Origin of the sequence: Streptomyces sp. NPDC052109 (genome assembly GCF_040680195.1) — a bacterium.
Lineage (GTDB): Bacteria > Actinomycetota > Actinomycetes > Streptomycetales > Streptomycetaceae > Streptomyces.
In genome coordinates this window covers 1-17,646 of record NZ_JBFAWF010000035.1, presented here as the reverse complement: position 1 = coordinate 17,646, position 17,646 = coordinate 1, and the positions used below count along the sequence as shown (strand labels likewise).

Sequence of the window (17,646 nt, the reverse complement as noted above, 5' to 3'; positions counted from 1 at the left end):
CCCCATGAGGTAAGTCAGCGCTCTGTAGCATCTACACAATTCAAGGAGGCTCGTGTGACCCGTAACGGTCGTGTGCTGGTGACGGGCGTCGGTGCGATGACGCCCCTGGGGGCCGATGCGCCGTCGTCGTGGTCGGGGCTGCTGGAGGGGAAGTCGGGGGTGCGTTTCCTGGCGGAGGAGTGGGCCGCGGACCTGCCCGTGCACGTTGCGGCCGGGCTCACGGTGGACCCTGCCTCCCTGCTTCCGAGGGCCGAGGCCAGGAAGCTGGACCGAGGTGAGCAGGTCGCCGTCCTCACTGCGCGCGAAGCTTGGCAGGACGCCGGTGCTCCGCAGGTCGAGCCGGAACGATTCGCCGTCGTCATCGGTACCGGGACCGGTGGTGTCCTCACCACGCTGGGGCAGGACGACGTCTTCGAACGCGCCGGGATTCGCCGGCTGTCGCCGTTCGCGGTCCCCATGCTGATGCCCAACGGGCCGGCCGCTTGGGTGAGCATGGACCTGGGCGCGAAGGGAGGCGCCAGGACTCCGGTGAGTGCCTGTGCGTCCGGGGCGGAGGCCCTCGCCCTGGGGCAGGATCTGATCCGCAGCGGTCGGGCGGACGTGGTCGTCGCAGGCGGCGTGGAGGCATGCCTGCACCCGTTCACCATCGCGGCATTCGCCCAGATGAAGGCCCTGTCCACGCAGTCCGCGGACCCGGAGACCGTGTCCCGCCCGTTCGACGTCAATCGGTCCGGTTTCGTCATGGGCGAGGGCGCGGGGATGATGGTGCTCGAACGCGCCGAGTTCGCCCGGGCCCGTGGAGCACGTACCTACGGCACACTGGCCGGCAGCGCCGTGAGTTCGAGCGCGAACCACATCACGGCCTCCGACGCGGAAGGTCAGGCCCTCGCCATGGAACTGGCGCTGCGCGACGCCGGCCTGGCCCCGGCGGACATCGGGGTCGTGCACGCCCACGCCACCTCGACGGAGTCCGGCGACCTGGCGGAGGCCGAGGCGATCGGCCGGGTGATCGGCGGCCACGCCGCGGTGACGGCGACGAAGTCGATGACAGGGCACATGATGGGCGCGTCCGGAACGGTTGGCGCTATGGCCGCTCTCTTCGCGCTCAAGGACGGCACGGTGCCGGCCACGCGCAACCTCGACGAACCCGACCCGCGCGTGGAACTGGACCTGGTGCGCGGTGAGCGGCGCACCGGTCAGTGGTCTGCCGCGCTGGCCAACTCGTTCGGGTTCGGCGGACACAACGTCAGTCTCGTCTTCACCAGGTGACGACGAGACCTGACCGCAACGCGGGGCGGCACGGGTCCCTCAGGCCCGCAAACCGGTCACGACACCACGAGTTCGATCTCAGCAATCGGCGTTCTCCCTCGGCGACTTGGCCGACCTGACGACGCCCGCCGCAGCCGGCGATCCGCGAGCCGGGTGAAGTTCGGGAGGGCGCCTGCCCCGGCGCAGGGGATGTGTCGGGGCGTCGTCTCGGTGGGTCAGCCGAGTGAGGTCAGGAGCGTGTGGAGTGCCTTGACCTCGGTGGCCGTGTCGGGGTTCGGGGCGCGCAGTGCCTTCAGGCCCTGCCGTGTCGGTCAGGCCCACATCGAGGTTCATGTTGATCCAGTCGGCGAAGCTCTCGCCGACCGTGGTGCACAAGATCTTGATGATCCAGAACCGGATGGTGACCTCGGGAACCTTGTTCAGCAACTGCCCAGCGGGCGTCCGAAGACTCGCGGAGGAGAGGCGGGCAGAGGCCGCACCGGCCGCTGCTCGCCGGCCCGCTGGTGGCCTCCTCGCTGGGTGCCTGCCCCTGGTACCACCCAGGTGGCTGATCGGCCTCACCGACTGCGTAAGAGCCCCGGCGGCCCCTGACCCTCCACGGCCCCGACGGGCAGGGAACCACCCTGCGAGCCCACCTTCCCCTGACAGGGACATGGCCGACTGAGGCCCTGAGGGGCGGGGCGCAGAGCCGGACCTGGCCGCCGCGCTCACCGCGGCCGCCGTTGGCAGAAGAGTGACCGTGTGCGTCCGACAGGCTGACAACGGCCGCCTGCAGGTGTGAGCGGCCCCGAGGAGGATGCGAGCCTCACTCGAATGCCACGCCCCGGTCACCCGCTTGGACGATCTCGCCGAGCCCGTCGCTCTCGAGTCCTGAACCGTGTTGACCGTAGCCCTGAGCGAGAGCGAGATCGCCATGACAGCATCTGCCATACCCAGCGCGCTGCTGGTCACCCGGCGTCGGCGCATCGCGGCCGCCGGGTGCGCGGCCGCCGTCCTGTGTGCGGTGCCCACGGCCCCGGCCGTGGCGCAGAGCGGGGCGAGCGGCGCCGCACCGACCATCGTCCTCGTGCACGGCGCGTTCGCCGACGGCTCCAGCTGGAACGGGGTGATCGAGCGGCTGGAGCGTCGCGGCTACACGGTCATGGCCCCGGCCAACCCGCTGCGCGGCCTGCACAGCGATGCCGCGTACATCGCCTCGGTGCTGAAGTCGGTCAGAGGCCCCATCGTGCTGGCCGGTCACTCCTACGGTGGTGCCGTCATCAGCTCGGCGGCTGCGGGCAACCCCCAGGTGAAGTCGCTGGTGTACATCAATGCGCTGGTGCCCGACGTCGGTGAGAGCGGCATGTCGCTGTCCGCCCGCTTCCCCAGCGCCCTGGCCACCGCCACCGAGTCGGTGAAGTACCGCACCGGCGACATGAACGGCACCGACCTCTACCTGAAACGGAGCAAGGTGCACTCGGTCTTCGCCGCCTGCCTGCCGGCGGCTCAGGCGAACCTGCTGGGCGTCACCCAGCGACCGGCCGCCACGACCGCGTTCTCCGAGAAGGCCGAGGTCGCCGCGTGGAAGAACATTCCGTCCTGGGCCCTGGTGGGCCGGCGGGACATGACCATCACCCCGGAGCAGGAGCGCTTCGAGGCCAGGCGGGCCCACTCCCACACAGTCGAGATCAACTCCTGCCACGTCTCCCTCATCGCCCAGCCCGACGCCGTCGCCGGTCTCATCCTCAAGGCGGCGAGCGCGGCCGGATCCGCCCCGCAGCCGGGGAGCAGTGGCAGCGAAAGCCGCATCAGGTAGACGGCCGCTCCACCGCACCCGCCGAAGGGCGCACCCCGGTACGGTGGCCTGCCCCTCCCCCTGAAGCCCGTGGGGGAGTCGGCGGTCAGGCGGTGGCACGGCACCTTGCGCCTGCGCCTGCGCCTGGCGTATCGCCTCGCACACAGATCGTGACGAACCGCGCCGAGCGGCCCTGCCCGGCCGGCAGAACCGCTCGAGTTGAGTGCGGGCAGGGGCGACCCTAGGCTGATCGGAGTGGGTGAGTTGATGACCTGCGTTCGGCCGAACTTGCCACCATGTGGCCTGCGCAGGCCGTCCTTCCGGAATCACTGACCTGCCTCTCTCGCGCGGCCGCGGCCCTCCTCCGGCCCCGTCGGCCGGGCCCGTCGGCCCAGCGCACAAGCGCAGGCATCCAGCGAGAGCACGGAGGGCGGCGCCGCGATGACCGACTTGGACACGCTGTCGGTGAACACGATTCGCGGACTGTGCACGGACGCGGTCCAGAAGGCGAATGCGGGGCATCCCGGGACCCCGATGGGAATGGCACCCGTCGCACACACGCTGTGGCAGCGGTTCCTGCGCCTCGATCCCGCCGACCCCGTCTGGCCCCACCGCGACCGTTTCGTGCTCTGCGAGGGCCACGCCTCGGCCCTCCTCTGGTCGTTGCCGCACCTGACCGGCGTCCGCACGGTCGATCCGCGCGGCGAGGTGCTCGGCCGTCCGGCGGTGACCCTGGACGACCTCAAGTCCTTCCGGCAGATCGGTTCCCGCTGCCCCGGCCACCCCGAGTACCCGTGGACGAGCGGCGTCGAGACGACCACCGGTCCGCTCGGCCAGGAGGTCGCCACCTCCGTCGGTATGGCAGTCGCCGGCCGGTGGCTGGGAGCAGGGTTCAGCCGCGGAGACTTCACCCTCTTCGACTTCGGCGGGTACGCGCTCGCCGGCGACGGCTGCACGATGGAGGGCGTCTCCGCCGAGGCGGCGTCGCTCGCCGGGCGCCTCCAACTGTCCAACCCGTGCTGGATCTACGACTCCGACCGGGTCACCATCGACGGCCACACCGACATCGCCTTCACCGAGGACGTCGGCGCGAGCCGCGCCTTCCACACCTGCCGCGCCGAGAGCGAGCGTCCGCCCCTGGTCCTGGTCCACAGTCCCATCGGCTACTCGACCGTCGAGGACCCGCCGAAAGCCCACGGAACGCCATTCGGGCCGGAGGGGAGCCACCAAGCGCGTCCTCGGATACCGCCGGACGCCGACTTCCACGTACCCGACGGCGTACCCGACCGGTTCGCCCGAGGCATCGGGGCGCGGGGCGCCGGGTTGCGCACCGCCTGGGAGAGGACCTTCGACGCCTGTCGCAGCGCCCTGCCCGCCTTTCCCGCCGATCCGAAGGGCCTGGCGAGCCGCGACCCGTCGGGCCAGGTGCTGGACGCCGTCGCCGAGGCGGTGCCCTGGTTCCTCGGCGGACCGGCCGACCTGACGCCGTCGACCAAGACCCGGCTCACCTTCGCCGGAGCGAGGGGGTGATCTGGGACATCGGCTCCTTCGACCAGTGGGGCGTGGGGCTCGGCACGGCACTCGCCGCCCGGATCACCCCCGAACCCTCCTCCGAAGCCGAACCGGAGCTCGCCCACGACTCATCGACCCATGCCCCCATCCGCCGTTACCGCGCCCTGAAGCACTAGGGCCCGTCCCCCAGGAGGGCAGCCATGGCTTCCGACACCCCCATGCAGCTCGGCATGATCGGACTCGGCCGGATGGGCGCGAACCTCGTGCGCCGGCTCATGCGCGACGGCCATCACTGTGTGGTCTACGACCTCAACGAAAGCGCGGTGAAGGAGCTGGAAGGCGAGGGCGCGGTCGCCGCCGGCTCGCTCGGCGACTTCGTGGCGAAGCTCGAGCGGCCAAGGACCGCCTGGCTCATGCTCCCCGCCGCCGTCGTACAGCCCACCCTCGACCAGCTGGCCGAGCTCCTCGACGCGGACGACACGGTCATCGATGGCGGCAACTCCTACTACCGCGACGACATCGCCCGTGCGGCACAGCTCGCTCCTCGCCGCATCCATTACCTCGACTGCGGGACCTCGGGCGGTGTCTGGGGACTTGACCGCGGGTACTGCCTCATGATCGGCGGCGAACCGGAGCCCGTTGCCCGGCTCGACCCCGTCTTCAAGGCCATCGCACCCGGCGCCGGCTCCGCCGAGCCGACCCCGAGCAGGCAGGCCGACGGGACGGCATCGCAGGGCTATCTGCACTGCGGGCCGAGTGGAGCAGGGCACTTCGTGAAGATGGTCCACAACGGGATCGAGTACGGAATGATGGCCTCGATCGCCGAGGGACTCAGCATCATCGAGCACGCCGACGCCGGGCGCCGCAAGCACACCGCCGACGCCGAGACCGCCCCGCTGCGCGAACCTGAGGCCTACCAGTACGAGATCGACGTCGGCGAGGTGGCCGAGGTGTGGCGCCGCGGCTCGGTCGTGGGTTCCTGGCTCATCGATTTGACCGCTGACGCACTCGCCCGGTCACCGAAGCTGGAGGAGTTCACCGGGCGTGTCTCGGACTCCGGCGAGGGGCGGTGGACCGTACTCGCGGCGGTCGACGAAGGCGTGCCGGCAGCCGTGATCACCACGGCTCTCACGGAGCGATTCCAGTCCCGGGGTTTCGGCGAGTTCGCCGACAGGGTCCTGTCCGCCATGCGCAGTGAGTTCGGCGGACACGCCGAGAAGAGGAGCCGATCGTGACCCGCCCGGACAACCATGTGGTCGTGCTCTTCGGCGCCACCGGCGACCTCGCCAAGCGCAAACTGCTCCCCGGCCTGTTCCACCTCGCCAGGGCCGGCCTCCTCCCGGACGGCTACCGCATCGTGGGCTCCAGTCCCGCTCGGTCCGCGCTGAGCGACGACGCGTTCCGCAAGCACGCGCACGATGCCGTCGCCACCTTCGGGCTGTCCCAGCCGTCCGGGCCGGAGTGGCAGTCCTTCGAGGAGTCGCTGTCCTTCGGCGCCGCCCAGCCCGAAGATCCCGGCCCGCTGCTCGCGGCCGTACGGTCGGCCGAGGAGTCCCTCGGCGGGCAGCCACGCAGACTGTTCCACCTCGCCGTCCCACCCGCCGCGTTCGGATCCATGATCGGAATGCTCGGCGCCACCGGCTTGGCGGCGAACGCGAAGGTGATCGTGGAGAAGCCCTTCGGCACCGACCTCGCCTCGGCGCGAGCGCTCAACGACACGATCCACGCCGTCTTCGACGAGTCCCGCGTCTTCCGCATCGACCACTTTCTGGGCAAGGAGTCGGTGGACAACATCCTCGCCCTGCGCTTCGCCAACGGCCTCTTCGAACCCATCTGGAACCGGGACCACGTCAGCCATGTGCAGATCGACGTACCCGAGACGCTCGGTCTCGAGGGCCGCGCCGGCTTCTACGAACGCACGGGAGCCTTCCGGGACATGATCGTCACGCATCTGATCCAGGTGCTCGGCATCGTGGCCATGGAACCACCCGTCTCGCTCGGCGCCCAGCCCCTGCGTGACGAGAAAGCCAAGGTCTTCGAGGCACTGCGCCCCATCCAACCCGCCCACGCCGTACGCGGACAGTACGAGGGCTACCGCGACGAGCCGGGTGTCACACCGGATTCGCAGACCGAGACGTTCACCGCGCTACGGCTGGAAGTGGACAACTGGCGGTGGGCCGGAGTGCCGTTCCACCTGCGCTCCGGCAAGAACCTCGCACAGCAACGCGAGGTGATCACCCTCGGTCTGCGCGAGCCGCCCCTGAGGATGTTCCGTACCGATCTCCCCCATCACGAGGAGAACACAGGCAACGAGATTGTGATCGACTTCGGGGACCCCGGGTGGATCGCGGCCCGCTTCCTCGCGAAGGAACCCGGCCCCACCATGCGGCTCACACCGGCAACGATGACCTTCCGCTACTCCGACTCCTTCTGCCGGGAGCACGGACTCGAAGGCTACGAGCGGTTGCTCCTGGACGCCATGCTCGGCGACCAGTCGCTGTTCACGCGGTCCGACGAAATCGAGCACATCTGGGCGGCATCGACCCCCCTGCTCGAGAACCCACCGCCGCCCCAGCCGTACGCCGCCGGCTCATGGGGCCCGGACCCGGCGGTCAGAGAACTGATCGCACCACATCGGTGGCATCTGCCGGATAGCGGCGACGGCTCGCACGCCTGACCCTCGCCGCGTCCGCGTCGCAACCCCTGCGCCCCTGAACTCGGCACGGGGGCTCACGCGTTGGACGTCTGACCGCGGACACGCCTCGACTGCGGTCCCGTACGCCTCGCCCGCCGGCACGGCGCACACGTCGGCGACACCGCGCTCACCACGGCCGTCCCGGGAGCGTGCCGACAGGCTCATGACCCGATCGGGTTCCGCGGCCGTGCCGCTGGTCTCCCGGCGTGCGGGCGTGACGACATACCTGTGCGCAGGAGGACCATCGCGAACCGTCGTGTCGTCCACGCCCGCGGCGGGTCGCCCGCCGATGTCCCGACCGTCACCGAGGAGCCGGATCCGGCAGCGCCCGAGCGTGGTCAGGTCCTCATCCGCACCACGGCATTCCCGGAAACCTGGTGACCTCCACCTCGTCGAGGCCTTCCCGGGGAGGCCGAGGCTCCGCGGGCGTCGAGGTCGGCGGCCGCGTCACGGTGTTCCCCCAGCCAGGGCCATGGTCCCCGGTCGTCCTGGCGGGTGCCGAGGCGGTCGTCGCCGTACCGGACGAGTTGCCGGACGAGGTCGCCGGGCTGGTGACGGGCCTTCGACGCGGTTGGCGGGAAGACGGCGGCGAGCCTTGCGGACCTGCTGGCGCCGGGCGGGAAGCCGGTCGGTCACGCCCCTCGGGGAGAGCATCCGGCGTCGCCATCGCGAACCAGATCAAGCTGAAGCTCAAGGACCACTTCGGCGTGGCCGCGATGTACGGCCTCCGCGGACCGGCAGACCCCGTGGAACACACGGTACGGCCCGGCAAGGTCGGCTCGGTTCCCGGCTCAGCCCGCGTCCGAGCGTCGAGCGGACACGGTCGGTGCCGTCTACACGTGGGCGAGGACGGTCGCAGGGGTGAGCTCGGCGGCATGGCGTGACACATGAGGGGCGTCAGCGAGCAATCACTCGCGGGTGACCGAGAAGGCGGTGCGCCGTTTCCGCCGCGTGAGTGGTATTGGCTTTCGGGGCGTCGCTCGGACGGCTCAGACAGCGCGCGTCTCACTCCCCTTAGGGTTTCCGCGGGTGGTCAGCTACGCGGGATCGGGGTGTCCATCTGTGGAGGCGTCATGCGATCCCGTTCCACGCTGCCGTGTCTGACCACGGCGCTGGTCCTTGCCTTCGGTGCCCTGATGAGCGGCTGCACCAGTGCGTCGTCGGAGTCGTCGATGGTGCCGTCGCCGTCGCCCACACCCTCGTTCGCCGCAGGGGCTCCTCTCCGGGACCCGGCGCAACTGGTCAGTCACAACGGGCTGCTGCGGGCGGCCATCGTCGTGGAGAGACGGCGGGTGAACCTCGGCGGCCACGCGTTGTGGGGTCTGACCTACAACGGCAGCTACATGCCGCCGACGCTGCGGATCCGGCCGGGGGACAAGATGGAGCTGGCCCTGAAGAACACGCTCGACGAGGAGACCAACCTGCATGTGCACGGTCTCCATGTGTCACCGAGCGGCGCCGCCGACAACGTCTTCCTCCACATCCGTCCGGGTCAGACGTTCCACTACTCCTTCCAGTTCCCCCGTACTCTGCGTGCCGGCACCTACTGGTACCACCCCCACACCGACCACACCTCCGCGGCGCAGGTCGCCGGGGGCATGTCGGGCCTCCTTGTCGTCGACGGCCTGCAGCAGTACCTTCCGGCGAACCTGCGCCACATCACCGAGCACGCCATCGCGCTCAAGGACTTCCAGCTCCAGGGCGACGCCGTCAAGACCCAGGGCCTGCACATCGGTGCGCCCACCCATCGCACCGTCAACGGCCAGCTGAACCCGGTCATCCGCATCCGGCCGGGCGAGACCCAGTTGTGGCGGCTGGCCAACATCAGCGCCAACATCTACTACAGGGTCCACCTGCAGGGACAGAAGTTCCGTGTCATCGCCCACGACGGCACGCCCGTCGACCGCATCTGGACGGCCGACTCGCTGCTCCTTGCGGCCGGGGCCCGCTTCGACGTGCTCGTACAGGGCGGTCCGCCCGGCCGCACCGAGTTGCAGACGCTCCCGTACCGGACCGGCCCCGGCGGCAACCTCTTCCCGCAGGCGACCTTGGCCACCCTCGTCTCGGCAGGGCCTTCCGCGTCACCGGCGCCGCTGCCCACCTCGTCCTTCGCGCCGGCAGTGGATCTGAGCCACGCCACGATCGCCGCGCGGCGCACCGTCGTGTTCTCCGAGAACGCAGCCGGCACCAAGTTCTACATCAACGGCAGGCAGTTCGATCCGAACCGGGTGGACTTCCGGGCCAAGCTGAACACGATCGAGGAGTGGACCGTGGTCAACGAAAGCAACGAGGAACACTCCTTCCACGTGCACACCAACCACTTCCAGCTGATGAGCATCAACGGCCGCCCGCACCAGAGTCACGGCCTGCAGGACGTCGCGAGCGTTCCCGCCAAGGGCCGGTTCGTCATCCGGATGCGCTTCAAGGACTACACGGGCAAGACCGTCCTGCACTGCCACATCCTCAACCACGAGGACCGGGGCATGATGGCCGTACTGGACATCGAGAAATGACACACACAACCGCGAGCACGGTCAGCCGGCGGCACCGAGTGCGGCGCTGACGCCGGCGATGACCGCCCCGCCGATCGCGATGGAGACGAACGAGCGCAGGAAGCCCGTGCCGAAGAAACGCCAGCGGATCCAGGCCAGCGTCAGCAGTTCGAAGGTGATGGTGACCAGCGCCACCGCCAGGGCGAGGCGGTACTGGGGGATCAGGAAGGGCAGGGTGTGCAGCACCCCGCCGAGAAACGTGCCCGCCCCGGTGATGGCCCCGCGCAGGTAGGGCTTGCCGCGCCCGGTCAGGTCTCCGGTGTCGGACAGACCCTCGGAGAAGGCCATGCTGACACCGGCGCCGATGGCCGTGGCCAGGCCGGCGAAGAACGCGTAGCGCGGCTGCAGCGTGGCGAAGGCGACGGCGAAGATCGGCGCCAGCGTGGACAGCGAGCCGTCGATCAGGCCGTTCATGGCGGGTTGCGCCCGCTGCAGGAGAAACGATCGCTTGACTTCGTGCTCGGACGGGCTCAGTACCGAGGTGGCGCTCATGGTGTGTCTCCTGGCTGGTCATGCCCCGTCAGGTCTCAGGGCGGAGTCCCGGCGGGCAGGCGACGGCGCCGTGGGTGCGGGGCGGTACGGCCTGCCGGGCGCTCCTGGTCGCGTCCTCTTCCGGGTGGTCGGACAGCCCCCGGCGTGGGAACCGCGTTCGTGTTTTCGAAGCTCGCAGAGGTCGGCCCGCCCCGGTAGCGGCCGTAGGCTTGAGGGGATACAACCCCGGCTTGCAGCTGGGAGGGCGGCTCATGGCTCTCAGTACGCACGTTCCCGACCTCGCCGCGCTGGAATTGCTGCTGGGCGTGGCCCAGGAAGGCAGCCTGAACAGCGTCGCCCGGGTGGTCGGGGTGAGCCAGCAGGCGGTCTCGGCGCGGATCAGGGCGATGGAGGCCCAGACCGGCGTCACGCTGGTGCACCGCAGTCCGCGCGGGTCCAGCCTGACCACCGAAGGCGTCGTGATCGCGGAGTGGGCCGCCCGGCTGCTGGGTGTCGCGGCCGAGATGGACGCCGGGATCGCCGCCCTGCGGGCCGACCGGCGTGACCGGCTGCGGATCAGTGCGAGCCTGACCATCGCGGAGCAGCTCCTGCCGGGCTGGCTGTCGTCCTTCCGCGCGGCACAACGACCGGGAACCGCCGCTCCGGAGATCCTGCTGACCGCGATCAACACCACCACGGTGATCGCCCACGTCACCGAGGGCACGGCGGACATCGGCTTCACCGAGGGCCCGCAGCGGCCGGCCGGGCTTCACGGCAGGGTCGTCGGCCACGACAGTCTCGCCGTGGTCGTCACTCCGGGCCACCCCTGGGCGCGGCGGCGCCGGCCGGTCAGCGCCGCCGAGCTGGTCGGCACACCGCTGGTGAGCCGGGAGGGCGGCTCCGGCACCCTCGACACCCTCACCGCCGCGCTGGCCGAGGTGCTCGGCCCTGGCGGCCCCCAGGTCATCCCGGCGTTGTCCTTGCCCACGACGGCGGCGGTACGCGCGGCCGCCCTGGCCGGCACCGCGCCTGCCGTCATCAGCGAACTGGCCGTCGAGGACGATCTGGCCACAGGCCGGCTCGTGGTGGTGCAGACGCCGGAACTCGACCTGCGCAGGACTCTGCGCGTGATCTGGGACGGTGCGTCCACCCCGCCGAGCGGAGTGGCACGGGACCTGATCGCTCACATCACCCGCCGCGACCAAGGCGGCCGGACGCGCCGACGCGCATCCGGCTCGGCGCAGGCACCCGGGTCCGGGAGCACCCGCCGCCCGGGCCCGTGACCGTGCCGGGCCCACATGACCCGTTGTGACCCGGTGGTCCGCGGGCATGTGTGGTCGCCGACATGCCCCCGCTCAGGGCCGGCCGTAGGGGAGGCGGATGTCGTGGAGGGCCGTCTGCGGGCTCAGGGCCGACCTCCCGCCAGATCCTGACACCCGGACTTCCTCACCGTGTGGTCCGGGGAGCGGCCGGCGCCGACCGCTCGGTGGACACCGTCGGCCGACCCCGCACAGCCCGGCTGACCCCGCGCAGCTCGGCGGGGCCGCGTACTGCCGCGGCACAGGGACCTCGGACCGGCGTTGCCCGGCACCGCCCCGGCGCCACTCCCCTGTGTGGCCACCCGGATCCGCCGCGCGGCCGCCTGCCGCCGCATTGCCGTCCGAGGCGCTGTCGAGCGCGGCCGACTCCGGGATCGGCCGGGCGCGCCGCCGGCGGCCGCGGGATGGCCGCTTCCCACCCGCCGGGGTTCGTGGAACGCCGGCCGGAGACAAGGACGGCTTGTATCCCCGCAAGCTCAGGGCCACTACCGGCGGCTTCCGGCGGGTGTGAACGTCGAGACAGAAGGTCCCACTCGCCCAAGGAGGACGACATGCAAACGGTGACACTGGGCGCATCCGGACTGGCGGTGACTCCGGTCGCGTACGGCACGTGGCAGTTCGGCGGGGAGTGGGGACCCGTGGACGAGCGCGCCGCGATCGAGGCGATCGCAAACGCGAGGTCGACGGGCATCAACTTCTTCGACACCGCCCAGGCCTACGGGTTCGGCCGCGCCGAGCGGCTGCTCGGCGCGGCACTGGCCGACGAGCTGCGCTCGGCCCGCCAGTCGGTGGTGATCGCCACCAAGGGCGGGCTGCGCAGGGACGGCGACCGGCTGGTCCGCGACGCCAGCCCGGCATGGCTGCGCAAGGGTGTCGAAGCCAGCCTCGACGCACTGGGCACCGACCACATCGACCTGTACCAGGTGCACTGGCCCGACCCGCGCACCCCCGTCCCGGACACCGCCGCCGCCCTCGCCGAACTGATGGCGCAGGGCCTGATCCACCACGTGGGTGTCTCCAACTACACACCCGCGCAGATGGCCGAGTTCGCCACCGTACTGCCGGTGGAAACCGTCCAGCCGCCCTACCACCTCTTCCGCCGCGACGCCGAAACCGACCTGCTGCCGTACGCCGCCGAGCACCACATCGGCGTCCTGGCCTACGGACCCCTGGCCCACGGACTGCTCGGCGGGACTTTCACCCCCGAGACCACGTTCCCTCCGGGTGACTGGCGCGCCGGGAGTCCGGCCTTCACCGGTCCGGGGCTCGCCCGCAATCTCGACGTCGTGTCGGCGCTGCGCGCCTTCGCGGCCAAACACGCCGCATCGGTCGCCGAAGTGGCGGTGGCCTGGGTGCTGGCCCACCCAGCCGTCCAGGTCGCCATCGTCGGTGCCCGCACCCCGGGCCACCTGATCGAAAGCCTCGGCGCCCTCCAGCTCGCACTCAGCCGGACCGAGCTGGCCGAGATCGACCACATCATGTCCGCCGCGGTTGCTGTCGGCGGCCCCACCCCGGAAGGTATGTCATGACCACCACCCAGCCGTCGGCACGACACAGCACGCAGCGCCGCTCCAGCGCCGCCCGCACCACGAAGACACCGGTGATCGCTTTCCTGGGCACCGGGCGGATGGGCGGCCCCATGGCCGCCAACCTGGCCCGCAGCGGCTTCGAGCTTCGGGTGTGGAACCGGACGACCGGCCGCGCCACCGCTCTGGCCGAGCACGGAGCGTTTGTCGCGGACAAGCCGGCACAGGCCGTTCAAGGCGCCGGCATCGTCATCACCATGCTGGCCGACGGGCCCGCCACCGAGCGCGCCGCGACCGGCCCGGACGGGTTCCTGGACCGATCCCCCGGGCTGATCTGGGTGCAGATGGGCACCATCGGGGCCAAATGGTCGGCCCGGCTCGCCGTGATCGCGGCCCGCAGCGGGGTGACATACGTGGACGCCCCGGTCTCCGGCAGCGAAGGACCCGCCCAGGCAGGTCAGTTGATCATTCTGGCCAGCGGTCCCGACCGGGTTCAGGACGTCCTCGCCCCGGTGTTCGGCGCGCTGGGCCGGGCCACCGTCTGGCTGGGGCCGGCCGGCGACGGAACCAAGGCGAAGCTGGTGTTGAACAGCTGGCTCGTCGACCTCGTCGAAGCCACCGCGGAGGTACTGTCCTTCGCCGGCCGGCTCGGCCTGGACCCCGCCGCGATGGTGGAACTGCTGCAGGCCACCCCGCTCGGGTCGCCGTACGCGGTGCAGAAGGCCGGCTCCATGCTGGCAGGCGACTTCACCCCCGCCTTCGCACTCAAGCACGCGGTCAAGGACGCCGAGCTGGCGGTACAGGCCGCGTACAACCTCGGCACCCGCCTGCCGCTCACCGAAGCGCTGCTGCCCCGCTGGCGGCACACCGCCCTCCAGCACGCCGACGACGACCTGTCCGTGGTCTACAACGCGGCCTGATCCGGCCGGCGCAACGCGAGAAAGACCCGGCGATGAAGACGGACGCAGGCCCCCTCGGCCACACCACCCCGCACGCGGCCACTCCGCCGCCCGCACCGCCACTCCAGCGGTAGACACCAACCGCCCCACTGGTTACGGGACGACCTCTCAGGCGTCGAGCGTCGTGAAGAGGCTGTTGAGGCCCTCCGCCAGCAACGGGTGCGTGAAGATGGCGTTCGCCATGGCGGTGTAGGGGAGCTTGCCCAGTATGGCGACCTGGATCATCGTCATGATCTCGCCGCCTTCCGTCCCGAGCACGGCGGCGCCGAGGATCTGCTGGGTGTGTGCGTCGACGACGGCCTTCATGAAGCCGCGCGTCTCCCCGGTCTCGAGGGCCCGGATGACGGCGTTCATCGGCAGCTTCGCGACGCGGACCGCGCGGTTCTGCTCCCTGGCCTGCCGCTCGGTCATGCCGACGCGGCCGAGCTGCGGGTCGATGAACACGGTGTACGGAACGATCCTGTCCCGCGTGCTCGCCTTCTCGCCGCCGAGCAGGTTGGCGTTCAGGATCCGGTAATCGTCGTAGGAAAGGTGGGTGAAGGCCGGGCCTCCCTTGACGTCCCCCATGGCGTAGACGCCGGGGACCGACGTTTCCAGGTACTCATCGACCTCGATGAAGCCGTTGTCGCGCAGCCGGATGCCGGCCGCCGCCGGTGCGAGCGCCTCCGTGTTGGGGACGCGGCCGATGGCCGACAGAAGGTGGGAGCCCTCGACCCGCTGCTCACCTTCCGGCGTGCGAACGGTCAGTCGTACCCGCCCGCCGCCCGCCTCCTCGACCCGGTCCGGGGTCGCCGAAGTGAGGACCGTGATCCCGTCGTCGCGCAAGATGGCGGCGACCTCGTCGGAGACGTCGTCGTCCTCGTTCATCATCAGGCGCGGGCGGGTCTGGACGATCGTGACCTCGCTGCCGAACCTGCGGAACATCTGCCCGAACTCCAGGCCGATGTAGCCTCCGCCGAGGATGATCAGGTGCTCAGGGAGCGTGCCCAGCTCCATGATCGACGTCGAGTCCAGGACAGGGACGTCTTGCGCGCCGCTGATCGCCAGCGGCCTGGGCCTGGTGCCCGTGTCGATGACGATCACGGGTGCGCTGATCTCCCGCGTCCCGCCGTTTCTCAGCGCGATCTCGACCGTCTTGGGCCCCGTGAAACGGGCCTCGCCCTCGATCAGGTCGAGCTTGTCCTGCGCCAGGCGGCTCGCGTAGTTCTCCCGCGCGCCCGCGACCATCGCCCGCTTGCGCTCCCGTACGGCGGCGAGGTCGACCGACACCTGACCGGTCCGCACGCCGTACTCCGCGCCGCGCCGCGCCTGGTAGGCGAGGCGCGCGCTGGCGACCATCGTCTTGGTCGGGGTGCAGCCGGTGTTGACGCAGACACCACCTAGGTGGTCGCGCTCGACGAGCGCCACCCTCTTGCCCGCCTTCGCCAGATCGACGGGTAGAAACCGGCCACCCTGGCTGGTTCCGATCACAATCACGTCATGGCTCTCGTCTGCCATGGGGAGATCGTAAAACTGCGGCTCCCGCGTGCTCTGCGGGCGCGCCGGTAGGCGTGGGTGGGTTTCGGGTCGGCGCAGTGGTCGGGCTGAGGCTTGTCCCGCCTTGATCACCTGCGCCGGGCGAGGGCGGGGTTGTGAGGGCGGCCGATGCCGGACACGGCACGGTGAACGCCGTCCCCTTTCAAGCGGCAGTCGCGAAGGACCGTCCAGCACTTCATGCGGGCGAAGGCCAGGCACGGGCCGGCCGACCGCAACGACGAGCCGGGTGCCGGCGTCGACGACTGATCATGTGTGGGCACCGAGGTGCCGTCGGCGACCTGAACTGGAGATCCCGGAGAGCGGCGCCGGCTGGCGCATGGTGACGAAACGAGCCGTAAGTGCTCTTGCGGTCGTCCTTTCTCATCGAAGCCAGTCGCCGTCCCATCCAACCCGGTCGAGCCCCAGCCGGTCAGGCGTGCGGTGACAGGCCGTCGTCCACGGGGACGTTCTGGGCGTCCAGCGTGATGCCGGAGTTCCTGGCCTGTTCGAGGATCAGGGCGGCGAAGTCCTCCTCGGCGTGCCCCGCACCGATGGCACCAGCGACGAGTTGAGCGGCGGCGGCGGCGAGCGGCATCGGGACCTCCAGCTCGCGGGCGGCGGACAGTCCCAGGTCGAAGTCCTTGCGCAGCAGCGGCATGGTGAACGTCGGCGTGAAGTCCAGGTTGACCAGCGCGGGCGACTTGTAGCGGGTGTAGACCGAGCCCATCACGGAGTCGTTGAGGAATTCCAGGAAGGCGGCACGGCTGACACCGCCCTTCTCCGCGAGGATGGTGATCTCGGCGAGCGACTGGGTGACGACGCCGAGGAAGACGTTGTGTGCGATCTTGACGAGACGGGCGACTTCGCCCTCGCCGACGTAGGTCACCCCCCGCCCCAGCAGCGCGAGCAACGGCTCGACCTGGCCGAATGCCTCGCGCGAGCCGGAGACCGCGACGGTCAGCTTGCCTGCGGCGATCACTTTCGGATTGCCACTCACCGGGGCGGCCAGGAAGTCGGTCCCGCGTTCGGCGGCTTCTTTCCGAATCAGCGCCGACATCTGCGTGGACACCGTGGAGCTGTCGACCAGCACCCCCGGCGCGGCATCGGGCGAGGTCAACACGCCGCCCGGGCCCGTGGTGACCGCCTCCAGGTCGGGCGAGGCCGAGACCATGGTGAAGACGACGTCCCGGTCGGCGAGATCGGCGGGCCGGTCGACGACCGCGGCTCCCCGTTCAGCCAGCGGTTCGGCCTTGGCGCGGGTCCTGTTGTAGACGGCCACGTCGTGCCCCGCGTCCAGCAGCCGGGCGGCGAGTTGGAAGCCCATGCGGCCGGTGCCGATCCAGCCGATGCGCGGGCGGTCCTTGGCTACATACGGCATTTCTGTACCTCGATCCTGGAAGACGGCTCGACCTGTGCGGCCCTGCGGCCTAACCGGCCTGACCGGGGACACGACCGACAAGGTGCCGACGCCTGAGGCAGCACACATGAGTCTGCGTCCACTCGCGTTCGCTCGGCTCCAGGCGCACCTGCAGGCGCTCCAGACGGGTGACAGCTGGGGTGTGGGGCCGGGCGTGCCGGTCGAGGCAGGCCGGCAGGGTCCTCGCCGGGGGCTCGCGGGCCGTGCGGTCCATCGCGTCGACAGCCTTCCGCGTACGCGTCCCGCCGCTCGGCATGAGACGGGTGCAGGTCCGGAGCGTGAACCCGGCGTCGGCACGGCCGAGGTAGGCGATCAGGGCCCTGACGCTTTCTCTTCTGCGTCGAGGGCACCGAAGCGGAGAAGTGCCGGAGCGCGCGCATGCCGTCTTCGCGCGCTTCCTGCTACCGCTTCCCCGGCCCGGGCTCGGGGATCGGTCCCGCCGCAGCGAGGGCGGGCTTCCAGGCGTGCGCATTGAAGGCGTTGCGCCAGACGGCCCCGCCCTCGGCGGCTGTGGAGAACAGGAGTTTGTGCAGGACCCCGGGCAGGGCTTCGGCGTGGTCGGATGACGTCCGGTTTGTGATCATCCGAGGCCGAGGAGTTCGAGTGGGCGGTGGGGGTCGCGGGCGTTGCGGCGGAG

15 protein-coding genes and 1 pseudogene are annotated in these 17,646 nt (G+C 70.7%); 10 read left to right on the top strand and 6 right to left on the bottom strand.

The features are described 5' to 3' along the window. The first annotated feature begins 54 nt into the window (after positions 1-54). Positions 55-1,269 carry a beta-ketoacyl-[acyl-carrier-protein] synthase family protein gene (locus AB0L59_RS39470; protein ID WP_365592241.1) on the top strand — a complete coding sequence of 405 codons (1,215 nt, stop codon included), beginning with the start codon at positions 55-57 and terminating at the stop codon, positions 1,267-1,269. Positions 1,270-1,347: 78 nt separating this feature from the next. Here AB0L59_RS39470 and AB0L59_RS39465 read toward each other — a convergent pair whose 3' ends face one another. Next, complete coding sequence (locus tag AB0L59_RS39465; RefSeq protein ID WP_365592238.1) at positions 1,348-1,923, bottom strand: hypothetical protein; 576 nt, start codon at positions 1,921-1,923, stop codon at positions 1,348-1,350. Positions 1,924-2,182: 259 nt separating this feature from the next. Here AB0L59_RS39465 and AB0L59_RS39460 point away from each other — a divergent pair, with 259 nt between their 5' ends. The 6 genes from AB0L59_RS39460 (at position 2,183) to AB0L59_RS39435 (ending at position 9,763) form a co-directional block, all read left to right on the top strand. Further along, on the top strand, positions 2,183-3,064 hold the full coding sequence (locus AB0L59_RS39460) for an alpha/beta hydrolase (RefSeq protein ID WP_365592235.1): 882 nt from the start codon (positions 2,183-2,185) through the stop codon (positions 3,062-3,064). A 420-nt stretch (positions 3,065-3,484) separates the two neighbouring features. Beyond that, entirely contained in the window at positions 3,485-4,573 is a 1,089-nt protein-coding gene (locus AB0L59_RS39455; RefSeq protein WP_365592232.1) for a hypothetical protein, read from the top strand. After that, positions 4,570-4,731, top strand: a complete 162-nt coding sequence (locus AB0L59_RS39450) for a hypothetical protein (RefSeq protein ID WP_365592229.1) — start codon at positions 4,570-4,572, stop codon at positions 4,729-4,731. Before AB0L59_RS39455 ends, AB0L59_RS39450 begins: the two co-directional genes overlap by 4 nt. 24 nt (positions 4,732-4,755) lie before the next feature. Then, on the top strand, positions 4,756-5,790 hold the full coding sequence (gene gnd / locus AB0L59_RS39445; RefSeq protein WP_365592226.1) for a phosphogluconate dehydrogenase (NAD(+)-dependent, decarboxylating): 1,035 nt from the start codon (positions 4,756-4,758) through the stop codon (positions 5,788-5,790). Then, positions 5,787-7,232 (top strand): glucose-6-phosphate dehydrogenase, encoded by a 1,446-nt coding sequence (gene zwf, locus AB0L59_RS39440; protein WP_365592223.1) that lies wholly within the window; start codon positions 5,787-5,789, stop codon positions 7,230-7,232. The genes gnd and zwf overlap by 4 nt, the downstream gene beginning before the upstream one ends. Before the next feature lie 1,091 nt (positions 7,233-8,323). Then, the gene (locus tag AB0L59_RS39435) at positions 8,324-9,763 is read left to right on the top strand and encodes a multicopper oxidase family protein (protein WP_365592220.1); all 1,440 of its coding nucleotides are present in this window, start codon (positions 8,324-8,326) and stop codon (positions 9,761-9,763) included. A gap of 21 nt (positions 9,764-9,784) precedes the next feature. On the opposite strand, the gene AB0L59_RS39430 is transcribed toward AB0L59_RS39435, so the two are convergent. Further along, positions 9,785-10,294 (bottom strand): hypothetical protein, encoded by a 510-nt coding sequence (locus AB0L59_RS39430; RefSeq protein ID WP_365592217.1) that lies wholly within the window; start codon positions 10,292-10,294, stop codon positions 9,785-9,787. A 251-nt stretch (positions 10,295-10,545) separates the two neighbouring features. On the opposite strand from AB0L59_RS39430, the gene AB0L59_RS39425 reads away from it, so the two are divergent. From AB0L59_RS39425 to AB0L59_RS39415, 3 genes are all read left to right on the top strand, one after another. Then, the gene (locus AB0L59_RS39425) at positions 10,546-11,556 is read left to right on the top strand and encodes a LysR family transcriptional regulator (protein WP_365592214.1); all 1,011 of its coding nucleotides are present in this window, start codon (positions 10,546-10,548) and stop codon (positions 11,554-11,556) included. Positions 11,557-12,143: 587 nt separating this feature from the next. Next, a complete protein-coding gene (locus AB0L59_RS39420) occupies positions 12,144-13,121 on the top strand; it encodes an aldo/keto reductase (protein ID WP_365592211.1) in 978 nt (325 codons plus the stop codon). Further along, positions 13,118-14,038 (top strand): NAD(P)-dependent oxidoreductase, encoded by a 921-nt coding sequence (locus tag AB0L59_RS39415; protein ID WP_365592208.1) that lies wholly within the window; start codon positions 13,118-13,120, stop codon positions 14,036-14,038. The genes AB0L59_RS39420 and AB0L59_RS39415 overlap by 4 nt, the downstream gene beginning before the upstream one ends. A 147-nt stretch (positions 14,039-14,185) precedes the next feature. Here AB0L59_RS39415 and AB0L59_RS39410 read toward each other — a convergent pair whose 3' ends face one another. The 4 genes and pseudogenes from AB0L59_RS39410 to AB0L59_RS39395 form a co-directional block, all read right to left on the bottom strand. Further along, positions 14,186-15,574: a mercuric reductase gene (locus AB0L59_RS39410; RefSeq protein WP_365592205.1), complete on the bottom strand. Its 1,389-nt coding sequence runs from the start codon at positions 15,572-15,574 to the stop codon at positions 14,186-14,188. A 107-nt stretch (positions 15,575-15,681) separates the two neighbouring features. Then, positions 15,682-15,801, bottom strand: a pseudogene (locus tag AB0L59_RS39405) (IS5/IS1182 family transposase); the annotation flags it as partial. A 221-nt stretch (positions 15,802-16,022) separates the two neighbouring features. Next, complete coding sequence (locus tag AB0L59_RS39400; protein ID WP_365592202.1) at positions 16,023-16,970, bottom strand: NAD(P)-dependent oxidoreductase; 948 nt, start codon at positions 16,968-16,970, stop codon at positions 16,023-16,025. 440 nt (positions 16,971-17,410) lie between these two features. Next, positions 17,411-17,593: a hypothetical protein gene (locus AB0L59_RS39395; RefSeq protein ID WP_365592199.1), complete on the bottom strand. Its 183-nt coding sequence runs from the start codon at positions 17,591-17,593 to the stop codon at positions 17,411-17,413. Positions 17,594-17,646 lie beyond the last annotated feature (53 nt).